The sequence below is a fragment of the Desulfuromonadales bacterium genome (genome assembly GCA_035620395.1).
Classification (GTDB): Bacteria; Desulfobacterota; Desulfuromonadia; order Desulfuromonadales; family DASPGW01; genus DASPGW01.
This window is the reverse complement of sequence record DASPGW010000248.1, coordinates 1-16532: the sequence shown is the minus strand read 5'-3', so window position 1 is coordinate 16532 and position 16532 is coordinate 1. Positions and strand designations below refer to the sequence as shown.

The 16532-nt window shown below is 60.5% G+C and carries 18 protein-coding genes; 15 read left to right on the top strand and 3 right to left on the bottom strand.

The window, feature by feature from the left end:
- The 3 genes from VD811_13640 to VD811_13630 form a co-directional block, all read right to left on the bottom strand.
- The coding region (locus VD811_13640; GenBank protein HXV22025.1) for a HEAT repeat domain-containing protein at nucleotides 1-433 on the bottom strand (433 nt) is incomplete at its 3' end.
- An 86-nt stretch (nucleotides 434-519) separates the two neighbouring features.
- The gene (locus VD811_13635) at nucleotides 520-789 is read right to left on the bottom strand and encodes a hypothetical protein (protein HXV22024.1); all 270 of its coding nucleotides are present in this window, start codon (nucleotides 787-789) and stop codon (nucleotides 520-522) included.
- Nucleotides 790-924: 135 nt separating this feature from the next.
- Nucleotides 925-1395, bottom strand: a complete 471-nt coding sequence (locus VD811_13630; GenBank protein HXV22023.1) for a single-stranded DNA-binding protein — start codon at nucleotides 1393-1395, stop codon at nucleotides 925-927.
- Between the two features lie 157 nt (nucleotides 1396-1552).
- Here VD811_13630 and VD811_13625 point away from each other — a divergent pair, with 157 nt between their 5' ends.
- The 15 genes from VD811_13625 to lpxC all read left to right on the top strand — a co-directional run bounded on the left by VD811_13625 (nucleotide 1553) and on the right by lpxC (nucleotide 16516).
- Nucleotides 1553-2251: a lysophospholipid acyltransferase family protein gene (locus VD811_13625; protein ID HXV22022.1), complete on the top strand. Its 699-nt coding sequence runs from the start codon at nucleotides 1553-1555 to the stop codon at nucleotides 2249-2251.
- A gap of 44 nt (nucleotides 2252-2295) precedes the next feature.
- Entirely contained in the window at nucleotides 2296-3975 is a 1680-nt protein-coding gene (locus tag VD811_13620; protein ID HXV22021.1) for a ribonuclease J, read from the top strand.
- A gap of 200 nt (nucleotides 3976-4175) precedes the next feature.
- On the top strand, nucleotides 4176-4922 hold the full coding sequence (locus VD811_13615; protein HXV22020.1) for a YebC/PmpR family DNA-binding transcriptional regulator: 747 nt from the start codon (nucleotides 4176-4178) through the stop codon (nucleotides 4920-4922).
- A gap of 91 nt (nucleotides 4923-5013) precedes the next feature.
- Nucleotides 5014-5517, top strand: a complete 504-nt coding sequence (ruvC, locus tag VD811_13610) for a crossover junction endodeoxyribonuclease RuvC (GenBank protein HXV22019.1) — start codon at nucleotides 5014-5016, stop codon at nucleotides 5515-5517.
- Nucleotides 5518-5578: 61 nt separating this feature from the next.
- Entirely contained in the window at nucleotides 5579-6178 is a 600-nt protein-coding gene (gene ruvA, locus VD811_13605; protein HXV22018.1) for a Holliday junction branch migration protein RuvA, read from the top strand.
- Between the two features lie 68 nt (nucleotides 6179-6246).
- Nucleotides 6247-7275: a Holliday junction branch migration DNA helicase RuvB gene (gene ruvB, locus VD811_13600; protein ID HXV22017.1), complete on the top strand. Its 1029-nt coding sequence runs from the start codon at nucleotides 6247-6249 to the stop codon at nucleotides 7273-7275.
- A gap of 56 nt (nucleotides 7276-7331) precedes the next feature.
- Nucleotides 7332-8654: a diguanylate cyclase gene (locus VD811_13595; GenBank protein ID HXV22016.1), complete on the top strand. Its 1323-nt coding sequence runs from the start codon at nucleotides 7332-7334 to the stop codon at nucleotides 8652-8654.
- On the top strand, nucleotides 8651-9007 hold the full coding sequence (locus VD811_13590; protein HXV22015.1) for a hypothetical protein: 357 nt from the start codon (nucleotides 8651-8653) through the stop codon (nucleotides 9005-9007). The genes VD811_13595 and VD811_13590 overlap by 4 nt, the downstream gene beginning before the upstream one ends.
- A gap of 48 nt (nucleotides 9008-9055) precedes the next feature.
- On the top strand, nucleotides 9056-11401 hold the full coding sequence (locus VD811_13585; protein HXV22014.1) for a hypothetical protein: 2346 nt from the start codon (nucleotides 9056-9058) through the stop codon (nucleotides 11399-11401).
- 86 nt (nucleotides 11402-11487) lie between these two features.
- The gene (locus VD811_13580; protein ID HXV22013.1) at nucleotides 11488-12027 is read left to right on the top strand and encodes an epoxyqueuosine reductase QueH; all 540 of its coding nucleotides are present in this window, start codon (nucleotides 11488-11490) and stop codon (nucleotides 12025-12027) included.
- Nucleotides 12028-12032: 5 nt separating this feature from the next.
- Nucleotides 12033-12242 carry a DUF2905 domain-containing protein gene (locus tag VD811_13575; GenBank protein ID HXV22012.1) on the top strand — a complete coding sequence of 70 codons (210 nt, stop codon included), beginning with the start codon at nucleotides 12033-12035 and terminating at the stop codon, nucleotides 12240-12242.
- 111 nt (nucleotides 12243-12353) lie between these two features.
- Nucleotides 12354-13307: a patatin-like phospholipase family protein gene (locus VD811_13570; GenBank protein HXV22011.1), complete on the top strand. Its 954-nt coding sequence runs from the start codon at nucleotides 12354-12356 to the stop codon at nucleotides 13305-13307.
- 65 nt (nucleotides 13308-13372) lie between these two features.
- A complete protein-coding gene (locus VD811_13565) occupies nucleotides 13373-13684 on the top strand; it encodes a phasin family protein (protein HXV22010.1) in 312 nt (103 codons plus the stop codon).
- 19 nt (nucleotides 13685-13703) lie between these two features.
- Nucleotides 13704-15395 carry a 2-polyprenylphenol 6-hydroxylase gene (gene ubiB, locus VD811_13560; GenBank protein HXV22009.1) on the top strand — a complete coding sequence of 564 codons (1692 nt, stop codon included), beginning with the start codon at nucleotides 13704-13706 and terminating at the stop codon, nucleotides 15393-15395.
- A 191-nt stretch (nucleotides 15396-15586) separates the two neighbouring features.
- Complete coding sequence (lpxC, locus tag VD811_13555; protein ID HXV22008.1) at nucleotides 15587-16516, top strand: UDP-3-O-acyl-N-acetylglucosamine deacetylase; 930 nt, start codon at nucleotides 15587-15589, stop codon at nucleotides 16514-16516.
- The last annotated feature ends 16 nt before the right edge of the window (nucleotides 16517-16532 follow it).

The following is a 16532-nucleotide window of genomic DNA, read 5'->3' as shown; positions in this document are numbered from 1 at the left end:
CATCCGCCTCAGCCAGAACGGCGATCAGGTAGGGAACAAGTCGTGAGTCGGCGAAATTCGCCAGCGCCTCGGCGGCATGCACCCGTACGGCGGGCGCCGGGTCCTTGAGATGCTTGACCAGCGGGCCGAGGGTTTTGGGCTCCTTCTTCGCCCCCAGAACCTGAATGGCCGCCGCCCGCAGATCGGGATCCGAGCTTTTGAGTGCAGCCAGCAGCGGGGGGAAAACCTGCGGTGAGTTGATCCGCTCCAGAGCATAGAGCGCCTTTACCCTGGCGCCTCTGTTGCCGGCCTTCAGGGTGGCCAGTACCTGCTCGATTTCCTGCACGGACTCAAGTTTTTCCAAGGCTTCGGCAGCCGCTTGGCGCACCCCCTCATCAGGGTCGCGCAGCGCCTCCCTGAGCCGCCGTCTGCGCTCTTCCAGCATATTTCTCATTCATCCCTGGCGTGTTAGACGTACGACGTTAACAGAATCGGCAGAGCGGCGCAACGACTTTGCACACAACATTGCACCGCCGCGAATCACCCCTCCCAGAAGAGATAGTGCGGGTTCTCGGTCAGGAAAACCAGGCACTCCTCCAGGGTTCCCTGAAAATCGAGGCATTCCCACCGCTCCAGGTTGCGGAAGACTTCCATCCGCCAGACCCCCTCCCACTCACCCGGGATGAGCCGAGCGAAGCAGTCGTCGCCGCGCAACAGGTGCAACTCTCCCGACGCCTCGCGGACCTGCAGATCAGCGAGCTTCGGATCGGTTGAGAGCAGGTTTCTGGCCTGCTTCAGCATGTCGTCCATGATCACGCTCCCCGGATGATGTGCCGCCTGCCTAAACTTAAACGCCGAATGCCGTCCCGGTCAAGCTCCCGCGCAAAGAAAAAGGCGAGGATCACTCCTCGCCTGGACAGTCTGTGCCTCAAAGACAACTCAAAATTAAAACGGAATGTCGTCGTCGGGATTGAACGGGGGATCCGCGAAATCCTCGTAGGCGGGAGTGCTCCTTGAAGCAGCCTGCGCCATCGGACGGCTCTGGCGGGACTCGCCGCCGGAACGGGCCTGACCGCCGTTCTCCTCACCGGCGCGCCCCAGCATCTGCATCTGGTCGGCGACGATCTCGGTGATGTAGCGTTTGTTGCCGTCCTTGTCATCGTAAGAACGCGTCTGAATGCGTCCCTCGATGTAGACCTGCTTCCCTTTGTGCAGGAACTTGCCGCAGATCTCGGCGAGCTGACGCCAGGCGACGATGTTGTGCCACTCAGTTTTCTCCTGCATCTCGCCGCTTTTGTCCTTGTACCGCTCCGAGGTGGCCAGCGAAAAGGTCGCCACCGCCGCACCCGCAGGGGTGTAGCGCAGTTCGGGGTCTTTACCGAGGTTGCCGACGAGGATCACTTTGTTGACAGACATGATGCTCCCTCCTTGAATTGAGTGCGGATGAGTCTAGCGGAAATCGGCGGGGGTGTAAAGGGGCTTAGCCGTTGACCGCCTTGCCGGAAAAAGTTTGACTCCCCCCGCACCTCTCCCTTAGACTGGCGCGGCCAAAGACTCGCGGAGGACGGACGGAATGCTGCGCACCCTCTTTTTCTACCTCATTTTCATTCCCTGGACCCTCTTCGTCATCCTGACCGGCGTTCCCGTCTCCTTTCTCAGCCCCGACTACCTGCACACCTATGCCCGATTCTGGGCCCGGGTCGGCCTGTTCCTGGCCGGAGTGCGCCTGACGGTCGAGGGGCACGAACACCTGCCCCTGGGCGCCGCCGTCTACATGCCGAATCACCAGAGCAACTTCGACATCCTTGCCCTATACGCCGGGCTGCCGGTCCAGTTCCGCTGGCTGGCCAAGGAGGAACTCTTCCGCATCCCCCTGTTCGGCTTCGCCATGCGCCGCACCGGCTACATTCCCGTTGACCGCTCCGACCACAAGAAAGCGATCCGGAGCATGACGGAGGCGGCCCGGCGCATCAGCGAAGGGACCTCGGTCATCGTCTTTCCCGAAGGGACCCGCTCCCCGGACGGCGCCCTGCTCCCCTTCAAGAAGGGTGGCTTCGTGCTCGCCATCAACGCGGCAGCGCCGATCGTCCCGGTCGCCATCTGCGGCAGCCACGACGTCATGCCGAAGTACACCCGCTGGATCCGCGGCGGCCACATCCGGGTCACCCTTTTCCCCGCCGTTCCGACGGCCGGCACCACTCCCGCCGGGCGCGACGCGCTGATGGAAGCGGTGCGGCGGCCCATCGCCGGAGCGCTAAGTGAGAAGCTGTGACTCGGGCCTCGGACCTCGGGACCTTTAACCTGGGACCTTTGACCATGGACCTCGACCCTCTGCATCCCGACGCCGTCCGCCTGCTCCCCCTCGGGGGGCTGGGCGAGATCGGTCTCAACATGATGGCTCTGGAGTGCCGTGGCCGGATTCTGCTGATCGACTGCGGACTGATGTTCCCGGAGGCCTACATGCTCGGGATCGATCTCGTCCTCCCCGACATTTCGGCGCTGGCCGGTCGGCAGCAGGATATCCGCGCGCTGCTGCTGACCCACGGCCACGAGGACCATATCGGCGCGATCCCCTTTCTGCTTGAGCAGCTCGGCAATCCGCCAATCTACGGCACCGGTCTGACCATCGGCCTGCTGCAGGGGAAACTGGAGGAGCACGGCCTGGCGCAGCGGGCGAGCCTCAACAGGGTCTACCCGCGCCAGAACATCGACCTCGATCCCTTCCAGGTGGAATTCTACCGCGCCGCCCACTCCATCGTCGACGGCGCCGGGCTGGCAATTCGCACCCCCGCCGGGCTCATTGTCCACACCGGCGACTTCAAGCTCGACCCGACGCCGGTAGACGGTCAGCCGACCGACCTCGGCCGCCTGGCGGCCTACGGCGAAGAGGGGGTACTGCTGCTGATGGCCGACTCCACCAACGTCGAGCGGGAGGGACATACCCTCTCGGAGAGGACGGTGGGTGAGGCCTTCGCCGAGATCATGCCGCACTGCCCCGGCCGCATCATCGTCGCCACCTTTTCCTCCAACATCCACCGCATCCAGCAGGTGGTCGATGCAGCGCTGGCCTGCGGCCGCAAAATCTTCGTCAACGGTCGCAGCATGGTGACCAACACCTCCATCGCCCGCCAGCTTGGCTACCTGGCCATTCCCGACGACGCCCTGATCGAGCTGCGCCAGATGCGGGAGTTGCCCCGCGAACAGGTGCTCATTCTGACCACCGGCAGCCAGGGGGAGCCAATGAGCGCCCTCACCCGCATCGCCATGGACGACCACAAGCAGATCGCGCTGGAAGCGGGGGACACCGTCATCCTCTCCTCGAAGTTCATCCCCGGGAACGAGAAGGCGATCAGTGAGCTCATCAATCATCTCTACCGGCGGGGCGCTGAAGTCTTCTACGAGACGACCAGCGAGATCCATGTCTCCGGCCACGCCAGCCGCGAGGAGCTCAAGACGGTTCTCGCCCTGACCCGCCCCCGCTTCTTCGTCCCGGTGCACGGTGAGTATCGCCACCTGGTCAAGCACGCACAGCTGGCCCGGCAGATGGGGGTGGCGCCGGAACAGGCGGTGGTGCTGGAAAACGGCCGGCCGCTGGTGGTTTCCTGCAACGGTCTGCGCCTGGAGGAGCGGGTGGAGTCAGGGCGGATCTTCGTTGACGGCAAGGGGGTCGGCGACGTCGGCGTCATGCAGCTGCGGGACCGGCGGCACCTGGCCAACCACGGCATGGTCGTCGTCCTGCTCGCCCTCAACCAGAAGAGCGGCGAGATCCTCTTCGGTCCCGAACTGCTGACCCGCGGCTTCGTTCCCGAGAATGAGAGCGCCGGCTACCTGGAGCAGGCCCGCGCCGCGGTGCGTGAGGCCCTCGCCGAGCACAGCCTTGAGGCGGTCACAGACTGGGAGGAGATTCGGGTGGAGGTGCGCAAGGCCTTACGTCGCTTCTTCAACCGCACGCTGCAGCGCCGGCCGATGATTCTGCCGGTGATTCTTGAACTCTGAACCCTTCGCCCTCTACCAACTGGCCGGCCGGAGGGTTATTTTTCAGCCTGCCATTGTGCCCGGACAGATAAAAAATGGCATTGGCGAGGCGGCGTGCGTTTTCCGGAAACCCCTTGTCCGCCCGGCTTTCTTCATGCTAACATGAGGCGCCTTTCGCGGAAGGCGGATCGACCAGAAACCGAATAAGGAGTCATCGCACCATGGCAGGACACAGCAAGTGGGCCAACATCAAGCACCGCAAGGGCGCCCAGGACGCCAAACGCGGCAAAATCTTCACCAAACTGATCAAGGAGATCACCATTGCCGCCAAAATCGGCGGAGGTGACCCCGGGACCAACGCCCGCCTGCGTACCGCAATCGACAAGGCCAAGAGCGAAAACATGCCCAGGGACACCATAGAGCGGGCGATCAAAAAAGGGACCGGGGATCTCGAGGGGGTCAACTACGAGGAAGGAACCTTCGAGGGCTACGGCCCCGGCGGCGTCGCGGTCATCGTCGAGTTCATGACCGACAACCGTACCCGCACGGTAGCCGACGTGCGACACATTTTCAGCAAGCACAATGGCAGCCTCGGGGTGAATGGCTCAGTGGCCTTCCTGTTTGACCGCAAGGGCCTGATCTCCTTCTCCACCGACCAGGATTTCGATGCCATATTCGAAGCTGCCCTGGAAGTCGGTGCCGAGGACGTCAAGGACGAAGGGGATGCCTACGAGGTTCTCACCGACCCCGCCGACTTCATCGAAGTCCGGGAAGCCCTGGCAACCAAAGGCCTCAAATGGGAAACGGCGGAAATCACCATGCTCCCCCAGACCATGGTCAAGCTGGAGGGGAAACCGGCTGAACAGATGCTCAAGCTGATGGACAAGCTTGAAGACAACGACGACGTGCAGAATGTCTACGCCAATTTCGATATCTCCGACGAGGAAATCGAGAAGGTTATGGGATAAACCCGGCAAAAGGCTCTGGGCTCAAGACACAAGGTAGATCCCTGATGTCTTTTCCCTTTAGCCCTTCGCCCTTGGCCTTTTGCCGGATTTTATGAGAATTTTAGGGATCGACCCCGGCACCCGGATCACCGGTTACGGCCTCATCGAGAAGCAGGGCAACCGACTGGTCCATCTTGACAACGGGGCCATCTGCACCCGCAGCGGCGATGAACTGCCGCTGCGCTTGAAGGCTATTCACGACAGCCTGACCCGGCTCATCGCCGAGTTCGCCCCGGAGGCAGTAGCCGTCGAGCAGATATTCGTCTCCCGCAACGTGCTTTCCGCCCTCAAGCTCGGTCATGCTCGCGGAGTCGCCCTGCTGGCGGGCGTAAACGCCGGATTGCCGGTGCACGAATACACCGCCATGCAGGTCAAGAGTGCGGTCGTCGGCTACGGCAAGGCGGCCAAACCGCAGGTGCAGCAGATGGTTCGGGCGCTGATGAATCTGCCGGAAATCGCTCAGGAGGATGCTTCCGACGCCTTGGCCGTGGCCATCTGTCACGCCCACAGCTGCGGACTGGCGGGCCGTCTTCAGGCGGCGGCCAGACGCTGCTGACCGGCGGCGAGATGAGCGGAATAGCCCCTCCTTCTTCACCCTTCACACCTCACGGGTTTCCATGATTGCACTACTCTCCGGACACCTTGCCTACAAGTCTTTCGATCATGTCATCATCGACGTCGGCGGGGTCGGGTATCGTCTGCTCATCCCCCTTTCCACCTATTATGCCCTGCCGGAGGAAGGCGACGTCCGTCTGCACGTCCACACTCACGTCCGGGAGGATGCCATCCACCTGTTCGGCTTCCTGACTGTCGCAGAGAAGGAACTGTTCGGCCAGTTGCTGGCTGTCTCTGGCGTCGGGCCGAAGCTGGCAGTGAACATTCTCTCCCACATTCCCGCCGGCGACCTCCGGACGGCCCTGGCCGCTGGCGACGTGAAGCGACTCTCCGCCCTGCCGGGAATCGGCAAAAAAACCGCCGAACGGCTGGTGCTGGAGCTCAAGGAAAAAATCCTGAAAGCCGGCCCGCCGGCACCCCGGACGCCGCTTGCCGGCGCCCCAACGCTGCCAGCCGACCCTCTCGAAGACATCCTGTCCGCCCTGATCAACCTCGGCTACAAGGAGAACCAGGCACGCAAGGTCCTTGAATCCCTCGAAATCCCTACCGGCGCATCCCTGGAAGAAGTTCTCAAGGGTGCCCTTAGAGTCCTGGTACGATAAACCCGGCTAAAGGCGAAAGGAAATGCTATATCCTTCAGCCTTCAGCCCTTAACCTTGGACTTTGTTCTATGTCCGACCGCCTGATTTCTCCTGCCACCGCCGGTGACGACGACCGTTTCGATGCATCCCTGCGTCCGCGCACCTTGAACGAGTACATTGGCCAGACCAAGGCCAAGGAAAACCTGCAGATTTTCATCGATGCGGCCCGCCAACGGCGGGAGGCCCTCGATCATGTCCTTTTTTACGGTCCGCCGGGCCTGGGGAAGACGACCCTGGCCAACATCATCGCCGCGGAGATGGGCGTCAGCATCAAGAGCACTTCCGGCCCGGTCATTGAGAAGCCGGGGGACCTGGCGGCCGTCCTCACCAATCTGGAGGCCGGCGACGTCCTTTTTATCGACGAAATTCACCGCCTCTCCCCGGTGGTTGAAGAGATCCTCTATCCGGCCATGGAGGACTACCAGCTCGACATCATGATCGGCCAGGGGCCATCGGCACGCACCATCAAGCTCGATATCCCCCGCTTCACCCTGGTGGGTGCAACCACCCGAGCCGGGCTGCTTTCCTCGCCGTTGCGGGACCGTTTCGGCGTCATCAGCCGCCTCGAATTCTACCGGCATGAGGAACTGGCCGTCATCGTCCGTCGCAGTGCCGGCATTCTCGGCATTCCTGTCGACGAGGCCGGCGCCCTGGAAATCGCCCGCCGCAGCCGCGGGACTCCGCGTATCGCCAACCGCCTGCTGCGGCGGGTCCGGGACTTCGCCCAGGTCAAAGGCGACGGCGGCATCGACCGCGCGTTGGCCGACATGGCTCTGACCCGTCTGGAAGTCGACAACTGCGGCTTCGACCACATGGACAGATTGCTGCTGCTGACCATCATCGACAAATTTGCCGGCGGTCCGGTGGGATTGGAAACACTGGCGGCGGCCATCGGCGAAGAGAAGGATACGATCGAGGACGTTATAGAGCCCTTCCTCATTCAGCAAGGCTATCTGAATCGCACCCCCCGGGGACGGACCGTCACTCCTGAGGCTTACCGCCATTTTCAGCGGCGGCCTGGCGCGGGAGGGGAAAAGACAGGGGTGCTCTTCTCCTGAGGCTTCCCCAATTCCCCGGGAACGGCTCCATTTTCGGTCCCCGACGTGAAGGATCCATGCCCGCTCGATTCAGCGTCACCACCAAAATCTCTGCCGGGTATCTGGTCTTGGCATTCTTCAGCATGGTCGCCCTGGCCTATGCTCTGACCAGTTTGCATTCCCAAACCCGCCGGGCGGAGCAACTTGTCAAACGGGACATCAGTGCCCTCGAACTGATCCGGGACCTCCGGAACAATCTTTTGGCCCAGGAACGGATCGAACAGCAGTTCCTGCTCCTTGAAGATGATGCTCTCCTTGAAATACTCGGGCAGCGGCATGAAGAATTCTCCAGCACCCGGGCAGCTCTCGCTGCCGCCTCCCCCGAGGGCATGAACTCCCTGGAACCGCTGATGATCGAGGCCGAAAAGGGTGGAAGGCAGGAACTGCATTTCCTGACTGGCCGGATGTATGAGGATGCCCGAAAATTCGCCGCGGAAACCCTGGCCCCCCGGCGGACCATGCTGGCCGACCGACTGGAAACCTTTACCGCGGAAAAAACGGCTGTCATTGAAGCAACCCTGGACGACCTGCCGACCGCGAGCGCTAAAGCCTACAGGATTACCTTTCTTCTGGCCTTCCTCGGTTTTCTCTGCTCTGCGCCCGTCGCCGTTATGGTCATCTTAGGAATTCACCGGTCCCTGGGGGCATTGACTCGGGCAACCGAGCAAATAGCGGCAGGAAGCTTCGATCACCCGATCGACATCCGCAGCCGGGATGAATTCGGCGCCCTGGCCCGCGAGTTCATGCTGATGGGGCACAAGCTCGGCGAACTGGAAAAATTGCACCTGGATGCCAACCCCCTGACCCATCTGCCGGGAAATCTTGCCATCGACCGGGAGTTGGATCATCGAATCCAGCAGGGGCTTTCTTTTGCCCACATGTATATTGACCTCGACCATTTCAAGGCGTACGGAGATCGGTATGGATACCATGCCGGCAGTGCGGTTCTGGCCGAAGTCGCTGGCCTTATCAAGCGCATTGCAAACCGCAAGGGGGATGCGCACGACCTTGTCGGGCATGTCGGGGGGGATGACTACATCGTCCTGACCGTTCCTGACCGGGTCGAAGAAATGGCCCGGGAACTCATCGAAGAATTCGATCGCAAGGTGCCGGATTTCTATTCGCAAGAAGATCGCCAGGCCGGATATTTCGTGGCCAAGGACCGCTTCGGGGTCGAGCGGGAATTTCCTCTTTTGTCCATTTCCATAGCCATTATCCTCTCGCAGAACCTGGAATTCTCTTCGCAGCAGGCTTTCAGCCGGGAATGCGCCAAAATGAAGGAATATCTCAAAACCCTTCCGGGGAGCAATTATCTGATCAATCGCCGGAAAAAGATATGACGCGGTTCATTTTCCGTCTCCTGCTGCTGGTGCTGGCCGTGTTTTTCACCGCCTGCGGGTCGCTGCCGAAAAGTCCGGGCGACCACCAGCTATTTCTGCAGGCGGTGGACGAGACATCCTCTGCAGCCCCCGGAGCCGCCCTCGACACGCTGCGGCGCGATTATCCCGATAGCCCATGGACCGCCAAGGCACAGGCATGGGCCGATCTCAACCGGGCTCGTGAGGCGCTGGAAATCAAGATCCAGACGCTTCAGCAGGACAAGAATCGTCTTGTTCAGGAAAACCGCAAGCTCAAGGAAGATCTGGACAAGCTGAAAAAACTGGTTATCGAAATGGAAAAGCGCCGCCAATAACCCCCCCGTCCTGGTGGTGGGTCCGGGAAAGCCCCTGACGAAGGTGAAATGGATTTAATCACTACAGAACTTTTCTGCCGGCAACTGGCCGCGTGGGCAGAAGCAGCCATTGAGCAGGGGCGCTATCCCTTCCGCAAGGTCGAGACCTTCCCGGCTTTGCTCACGGCAACCGGAGAGAAGCAGCCCGCTCTGGTTTTCTGGATCAATCGCGATAGCCTCATGGCCGGCGGTGTGTTGCTGCTTCCCCGCAAGGAAGCGGAAGAAGCGATTGAGATGGGGCGCCACTGTGCCAGCGCCCTGGGCTTACGACATTTCGTCACCTGGGCGGCCCGGGAGGTCGTTTTCTGGGAAGACCAGGGGAATGTCGTGACGCGCCGTAAAACCCTCCCCCTGAAGGCCACCGGCAGCAATGCGACCGAGGACTTTCGTGATACGCTGACGACGCTCATGGAAGAGCTCAAGGTCCTCTGCGTTCTGGGCAACGTTGCCCCCCGACAACTCTCCCCCTACTGCCTGGCCAATCTTTGCCGCAGCTCCCTCGATACGGCCCTGCCGACCATTGAGGACGGCTATCGGTTGGCCCGCAGCGAACGACTGCTGGAGACAACGGCGCAGGCCGGAGAGCTGGCCTTCGGCAAAGGCGTGTTGACCCTGGTGCGCCTGCTGGCACTGGTCTTTCACGACCGGCTGCCCAGCGCCATTCAGCCCGAAGGGCTGGAACGGGCCATGAAATTTGCTCTGGACACCTTGCCGACAACACTTCGCATGGCGATGCAAGCGGTTGACGGGGAGATTGCCCTTCCGCCCGAAAGCGCAGTCCGCTTCCACCATCTGCTGCGCCGACTAACCCAGTTGCAGTGCGGCAAGGACTGGCAGCGCGCGGCCCGGATCATCGAAATCCTGCTGGCTCATGTGGCAGAGCGCCTGGGGGCTGCCGCTCTTCCCTTCACCCCGGAACCGGCAACCGGCCTTGTGCTGCTGCTAAATCCGGACCGACTTTTCCAGGAGGCGGGGCAGATCATCGAAGTGGCCAGCCCGGCGGTGCTGGCACTGTTCGCCCTGCTTCGCGAACTGCAGTCGTCAACGCCGGCGCGATTACAGACGACTGATCCCTTCAACCTCTCTCCCGCCACCCCCCTGTCCGTGGTCAGGGGCAGTTTGACAGACCAGAGTCTCCCGGACGAGGCCGGGCGCCGGATCCTGGCCGCCCGCCTGCGAGTATCCTGGCCGACCCGGCGCTTTGCCCTGCCGCGCCGTACGCCGACCTGGGCGTGGACCTTTGTCCACCTTTTGGGCCTGGCCGAAGAGGGGGCCGAACTCGCCATCCGGATCCCTGCGGACTGGCTTTCCGCCGCTTTCGGCGAACCTCTGCACCGTTTGCTCGCTGAAGAATGCGTGCTGCATTTTCTCTCCCGGGATGCAGGCGGCTGGTTGCGCCTGCTCCTGACCCGAGGGAAGGACCCGGAAGCCACCAGCACGTTGGCCGGGCCGGACGGCCCCCGGCTTATTTCCTGGCAGCAGCTCGGCAGCGGGCACCGTTCCTTGTACCGCCTGGCCCTCGATCTCCCCGCAGACATTTTCAACATGCTGGAAAAGGAAACCTTGAGAATTCCGGAGGAACCCCTCTGGCCAGAAGGTTCCGAACGAGCGATTTTCCTTTTTACGCGCTCGCGTCTCGGCTCCCTGCTCTGGGCTCTGGTCAGCAATGACCAGCCATTGCCGCCGGCCCCGTCCCTGCGCACCGACGTCCTCCGCTATGGCCTGCCCATTCCCGAAGACGGCATTCTGAATGAGTTGGAGCGACTGCCCGAAGAGGCAACGGAAAAGCTCACCCTGGCGGTGTTCGAATCGGAAATGCTGCGCCTGCTGGGGTCGGAGCTTTCCCTGCCGGCGCGCTCCGCCCGGAAAAACCGCTCCCGCCCTGCGTCCGGTGAAATCGGCAAACAGCCGGACAGTGAAAAACTGGCGGAGAAAATCACCGCCAGCGTCTTCATTGACGGGCTGCCGCGCTTCCCTGAGCAGTACCTTTATGACCATTATCGACCGGCCCTCAACGAGTACCAATATACCGGCCCACTGCGGGTCTGCGACGAATTTTTCGGCCGGGTGCAACTGATCGACCAGCAAGGCAAGTTCCTTGAGGTTGACGGGAGCGACTCCGCAAGGGCACTCCTCCTTGCCTCCTACGGCAACTGTTGCAAGGTAGCGTTGCCCGCCGAGCCGCCACTGGCAGCCGCGATCCTCGCCCGTTACCTGAGCGATCTGCGTGCCCTGCACCATGAGCTGATTCGCCAGTGCCATCTGCAACTCGCCGAGCCGCGCGCCGCCGACGCCATGGCCGAACAGATATGGCAGTCGTTGCCCCTGCCTCCATGGCACTTGGTTGAACGCTAGAAACTCCTTGATCTGACGATGAAAATCGTTATACTTGAACGCATGCTCCGCCCGTCCATCGACCCTGCCTATCCTCTGAGACGACAATGAATATCCTGCTGCATGTCTGCTGCGCCAACTGCGCCATCTATCCAGTCAAGGTCCTGCGAGAGCAGAACCATCAAGTCACCGGCTACTTCTTCAATCCCAATATTCACCCCTATCAGGAGTTCGAGCGCCGGCTCAATGCGGTTCGCGACTATGCCGAACTCACGGAGCTGACGATGATTTACCGGGACGACTATCTTCTGGAGGAATTCCTCGCCCGGACGGCGCCATCACCAGGGAGCCGCTGCGGGTACTGCTATCAGTCGCGTCTCGAGGAAACCGCCAGGTTCGCCGCGCAAAATGGCTACGAAGCCTTTTCGACCAGCCTGCTCTATTCCCGGTTCCAGCAGCACGACACCATCCGCGAGTACGGTCAGGCGCTCGCCCGACGCTACAGCATCGATTTTCTCTACCGGGACTTCCGCACGGGCTGGAAGGAAGGAATCGACGCCTCCCGGGCCATGGGTCTGTACCGCCAGCAGTACTGCGGCTGCATCTATTCGGAAAAAGACCGTTACCACCCGAAAAGCAGTAATTGACGGCAATGCATCCCGGCAAGACTCTCATCGCCATAGGCCTGCTCCTGGTCCTCATCGGCCTTTTTCTGACCTTCGGCGGAAAGCTCCCCTGGCTCGGGAAGCTGCCCGGTGACATCCGGATCGAGCGGGACAATTTTTCCTTCTACTTTCCGTTGGGAACATCGGTTCTGCTTTCCCTGCTCCTGTCCTTCCTGTTCTGGCTGTTCCGCCGTTGAAAGCAGATAGGGTCCGCTTTCGCAATGACAACTGCAATACCACAATAGACCGGGCTGCGCATTACCGGCAGCCTCAGGCACACTCGACAACCCGCTTGCTAACGGTCATCCATGCCCGACAAACAGTGTAAAATCGGCCTCGCTCTCGGTAGCGGGGCGGCCCGCGGAATGGCCCACATCGGCGTGCTCAAGGCTCTCGAGAAAACAGGCATCCGTATCGACACCATCGCCGGGACCTCCGTCGGTGCCTTCATAGGCGCACTCTATGCGGCTGGCGTTCCGGTCAGCCAGATGGAAGAAGTTGCACGCAATGTCGACTGGCGGCAACTAGCCAGACTGCTCGATCCGACTCTCCCCACCTCGGGACTCATCGACGGCAGGAAGGTCACCCGCTTCATGGCCGAGTTGCTGCCCGTCCACACTTTCGAGGAGCTCAAGATCCCGCTGGCTGTGGTTGCCACCGATGTCGAAACGGGGGAGATGCTCATCATCAAAAAAGGCAACCTGTTGCAGGCCCTGCAGGCGGCCATTGCCTTTCCCGGCATCTTCACCCCGGTGCGCTTCGGCGACCGGTTCCTGGTGGACGGCGGGCTGTGCAACCCGGTTCCTGCCGATGTCGTGCGTGAAATGGGAGCGGACATCGTAATCGGGGTCTGCGCCATTCCCGAGGTATACAAAGCACCCGCCGAGACTTATCTGCCTCCGGTCGAGGAAGAAAACGGGGCGGGCAACGGGCATCCCTTCGAGTTCTTCAATGCTGCACGGGTCGAGAGTGTCCTGAAAGAGATCCTGGGTCGCAACGGCAATGGCAAAAAGAATGGGAAAGACAACTCCCAGCGCAAGCCGCCCAGCCTCTTTCGCGTCTGCGCCCAAAGCGTGGTCATCATGGAAAACCAAATCAACCAGCTGCGACTGGAGCGTCACGACATCGATGTGCTGATTCGTCCCGACCTCAGCAGCATCGCCCTTCTCGACTTCCACCGGGCGGCTGAGGCGATTCAGGCTGGCGAGATGGCCGCCGCCAGCGTCGCCGACCGCCTCCGGACTTTGACCGGCTGCCATTGAAACCCCTGCGGCCTGTGCTATCATGATTCAAATAGTTATAATGACTCTGTTTGCAGGAGGACACCATGATCGAGATGATCGAAAAAACTCTGCTGGCCGGCATCGGCGCCCTGTCGCTCACCCAGAAAAAGGCCGAAGAACTGATTGACGAGCTGCAGAAGCAGTTCAATCTCAGCGAGGACAAGGGCCGCGAACTGCTTGTCAAACTGCAGGAGACGGCAAAGGAGAACCAGAGCCGGCTCGAGGAACTGGCCCGCGATGAAGTTCGCAAAGCCAGTGAACGTCTCGGCCTGGTGACGGCCGAAGAATTCGAGAAACTGCGCAAAAAGGTGCATCAACTGGAGAAGCAGCTCAAGGAGTCCGAAAAGCAACCCTGATCGGACCCGGCGCATCTTCATGTTGACTTTTTCAAGCCTCAATAGAAACATCCGCTCCATCCGGCGCTATCGCAGCATTCTCGGCATCCTGATCAAGTACGGCTTCGGCCATGTGGTTGAACAGCTCAACATCAACTACTATCTGGAGTTGGGACGGAGGCTGGTCACCTTTGGCGGCGCCCCACGGGAAATCGAGCGTCTTTCCCAGCCGGTGCGGATGCGTCTGGCCATGGAGGAACTCGGTCCCACCTTCGTCAAGCTGGGCCAGCTTCTTTCCACCCGCCCCGACGTTGTTCCCAAGGAATACATCGAGGAATTCCGCAAACTCCAGGACATGGTCCCGTCCTTCCCCTTCGAGGCAGTCAAGGCCCAGATCCAGCGCCAACTGGATCAGTCAGCCGAAGAGCTTTTCGCCGAAATTACCCCGATCCCCATTGCCGCAGCTTCCATCGCCCAGGTACATCGCGGCCGACTGAAGAGCGGCGAGGCGGTCGTGGTTAAAATTCGTCGGCCGGGGATTGAAAAGGTGGTTGAAACCGACCTCGACATTCTCTCCGGCCTGGCCTATCTGATCGAACGGCACATCCCGGCTAGTGAAATTTACGATCCCAGCGGTATCGTCAAGGAATTCCGGCGCACCATCCAGCGGGAAATGGACTTTGCTCGGGAAGGGCATACCATCGATCGGTTTGCCGCTAATTTCGCAGGAGATCCGACAGTCCATGTTCCAAAGGTCTACTGGGAACAGACCGGCGAAACGGTCCTGACCATGGAGTTCGTGGACGGGATCAAGATTTCCGAGTTCGCCAGGCTGACCGAAGCGGGGTACGACCTCAAGGTCATTGCTCGCAACGGGGCGGATGCCTTTCTCAAGCAAGTCCTGGTACACGGTTTTTTTCATGGCGACCCCCACCCCGGAAATCTCTTCATCCTGCCAGGAAACACCATCTGCATGCTTGATTACGGGATGGTCGGACGGCTTGGCGAAAATCTCAAGTTTCAACTGGTCGACCTGCTGGTCGCCGTCCTCCAGCGTGATGCCGACAGCGTCATCAGCCAACTCCTCTATTCCGGAGAACTGATGGACGAATCCAACATACGGCATCTCAGACGGGATCTGAACGAATTCATTGACGACTACTACGAAGTCCCCCTGCAGGAGATCAAAGTCGGCAGGCTCCTCACAGAATTCGTGGAAATCCTCACCCGATACCGTATCAAGTTTCCTTCCGACCTGATGCTGCTTGCGAAGGCACTGGTCACCATAGAGGGGGTTGGCCGGCAGCTCGATCCTGACTTCGACATGATCAGTCACTTACGGCCTTTCATGGAAAAACTGCTCCACGAGAGGGTCGCCCCGGGCAGCCTCACCCGGGAACTGCTGCGCACCACCAAGGCCTACGGCTCCCTGGTGAAAAATCTGCCGCGGGACCTCAAGGAATTCATCAACCGGGTAAACCGCAACAAGTTCAAGATCGACCTCGAGCACCGCGGTCTGGAGAAGCTCATCACCGATCTGGACAAGTCGAGCAACCGCATTTCTTTCAGCCTCCTTATCGCCGCCCTCATCGTCGGTTCGTCCATCATCATGCAGACCGACAAAGGCCCCATGCTGCTCGGTTTTCCGGCACTCGGCTTTCTCGGCTATTCCATCGCCGGCATCCTCGGTCTTTGGCTGGCCATCGCCATCCTTCGCTCCGGGCGTTTGTAGTCCGGGTGTGTTTCAGGCGCCACACCCCTCTCTTGCAGTTCTGCAACAAACAGGCTTACCTCTCTCTCATGCCCCCAATAAACATCTATATTTTCAGATACTTGCACACGGTGTCAGCGATGGCAAACTTCCTGCATAAAGATCCATCAGCAAGATAATCTATGGTCGATCCAGGGAGGAAACCCTTTCACATGATTTGTCAATGCACCATCGCCCATCAGATTTTCATCTCCGGCACAGGCCTCCACTCGGGCCGCCGGATCAACATGACACTACGGCCGGCCGACGCCGGAACAGGCATTGTTTTTCACAGGACCGAAGGAGAACGCACCGTTTCTATCGAAGCGATTTCCGCTAACGTCGTCGATACTCGACTGGCCACAGTACTCGGCAAAGGAGGACTGACCGTATCGACCGTGGAGCATCTACTGGCGACCATAGCGGCTTTCGGTATCGACAACCTCCACATTGACATCGATGGCCCGGAAGTTCCGATCATGGACGGTAGCGCCGCCCCCTTCGCCGAACTTCTGGAGCAAGCCGGCATCCGCAACTTACCCCGCAGCCGCAAATTCCTGGCGGTGCGCAAACCGTTGACCCTCGTGGATGGAGAAAAGCGGGTGAGCCTGATTCCATCGCGCTTCTTCCGCATCACCTTCGACATCGACTTCGACCACCCCTGCATCTCCCTGCAGCAGCGGACCATCAAGGTAACGCGCAGCTCTTTTTGCCGGGACATCGCCGGGGCCAGGACCTTTGGCTTCCTCCGTGAAGTCGAATACCTTAAAGCTAACGGCCTGGCTCTCGGCGGATCGATGGACAACGCCGTGGTGATTGGAGCAGACCGGGTCCTCAACCCGGAAGGGCTGCGCTACAGTGACGAATTCGTCCGACACAAGATACTGGACGCAGTCGGTGATTTCAGCCTCCTCGGCTATCCTCTTCTGGGGCATATCCGGGCGTTCAAGGCCGGTCACGATCTCAATCATCGGATGGTTGAAAAGATCCTTGCCTCTCCCGACTGCTGGAAACTGGTCGAATTTACCGAAGAGAGCCTGCAAGAAGCGTTGTGCACCTCCCCGCCGGTTTTCACCTCGGAGCTGGCCTTCTCCAAGGCCTGATTTTTCAATCCATATC

What these genes read in the sequence shown, in the direction of transcription:
- VD811_13580 (HXV22013.1), top strand. Translation starts at nt 11,488, where the DNA reads ATGAATATCCTGCTGCATGTCTGCTGCGCCAACTGCGCCATCTATCCA.
- VD811_13575 (HXV22012.1), top strand. Translation starts at nt 12,033, where the DNA reads ATGCATCCCGGCAAGACTCTCATCGCCATAGGCCTGCTCCTGGTCCTC.
- VD811_13625 (HXV22022.1), top strand. Translation starts at nt 1,553, where the DNA reads ATGCTGCGCACCCTCTTTTTCTACCTCATTTTCATTCCCTGGACCCTC.
- ubiB (HXV22009.1), top strand. Translation starts at nt 13,704, where the DNA reads ATGTTGACTTTTTCAAGCCTCAATAGAAACATCCGCTCCATCCGGCGC.
- VD811_13565 (HXV22010.1), top strand. Translation starts at nt 13,373, where the DNA reads ATGATCGAGATGATCGAAAAAACTCTGCTGGCCGGCATCGGCGCCCTG.
- VD811_13620 (HXV22021.1), top strand. Translation starts at nt 2,296, where the DNA reads ATGGACCTCGACCCTCTGCATCCCGACGCCGTCCGCCTGCTCCCCCTC.
- VD811_13585 (HXV22014.1), top strand. Translation starts at nt 9,056, where the DNA reads ATGGATTTAATCACTACAGAACTTTTCTGCCGGCAACTGGCCGCGTGG.
- ruvA (HXV22018.1), top strand. Translation starts at nt 5,579, where the DNA reads ATGATTGCACTACTCTCCGGACACCTTGCCTACAAGTCTTTCGATCAT.
- VD811_13630 (HXV22023.1), bottom strand. Translation starts at nt 1,395, where the DNA reads ATGTCTGTCAACAAAGTGATCCTCGTCGGCAACCTCGGTAAAGACCCC.
- VD811_13570 (HXV22011.1), top strand. Translation starts at nt 12,354, where the DNA reads ATGCCCGACAAACAGTGTAAAATCGGCCTCGCTCTCGGTAGCGGGGCG.
- VD811_13635 (HXV22024.1), bottom strand. Translation starts at nt 789, where the DNA reads ATGGACGACATGCTGAAGCAGGCCAGAAACCTGCTCTCAACCGATCCG.
- ruvC (HXV22019.1), top strand. Translation starts at nt 5,014, where the DNA reads ATGAGAATTTTAGGGATCGACCCCGGCACCCGGATCACCGGTTACGGC.
- lpxC (HXV22008.1), top strand. Translation starts at nt 15,587, where the DNA reads ATGATTTGTCAATGCACCATCGCCCATCAGATTTTCATCTCCGGCACA.
- VD811_13615 (HXV22020.1), top strand. Translation starts at nt 4,176, where the DNA reads ATGGCAGGACACAGCAAGTGGGCCAACATCAAGCACCGCAAGGGCGCC.
- VD811_13595 (HXV22016.1), top strand. Translation starts at nt 7,332, where the DNA reads ATGCCCGCTCGATTCAGCGTCACCACCAAAATCTCTGCCGGGTATCTG.
- VD811_13590 (HXV22015.1), top strand. Translation starts at nt 8,651, where the DNA reads ATGACGCGGTTCATTTTCCGTCTCCTGCTGCTGGTGCTGGCCGTGTTT.
- ruvB (HXV22017.1), top strand. Translation starts at nt 6,247, where the DNA reads ATGTCCGACCGCCTGATTTCTCCTGCCACCGCCGGTGACGACGACCGT.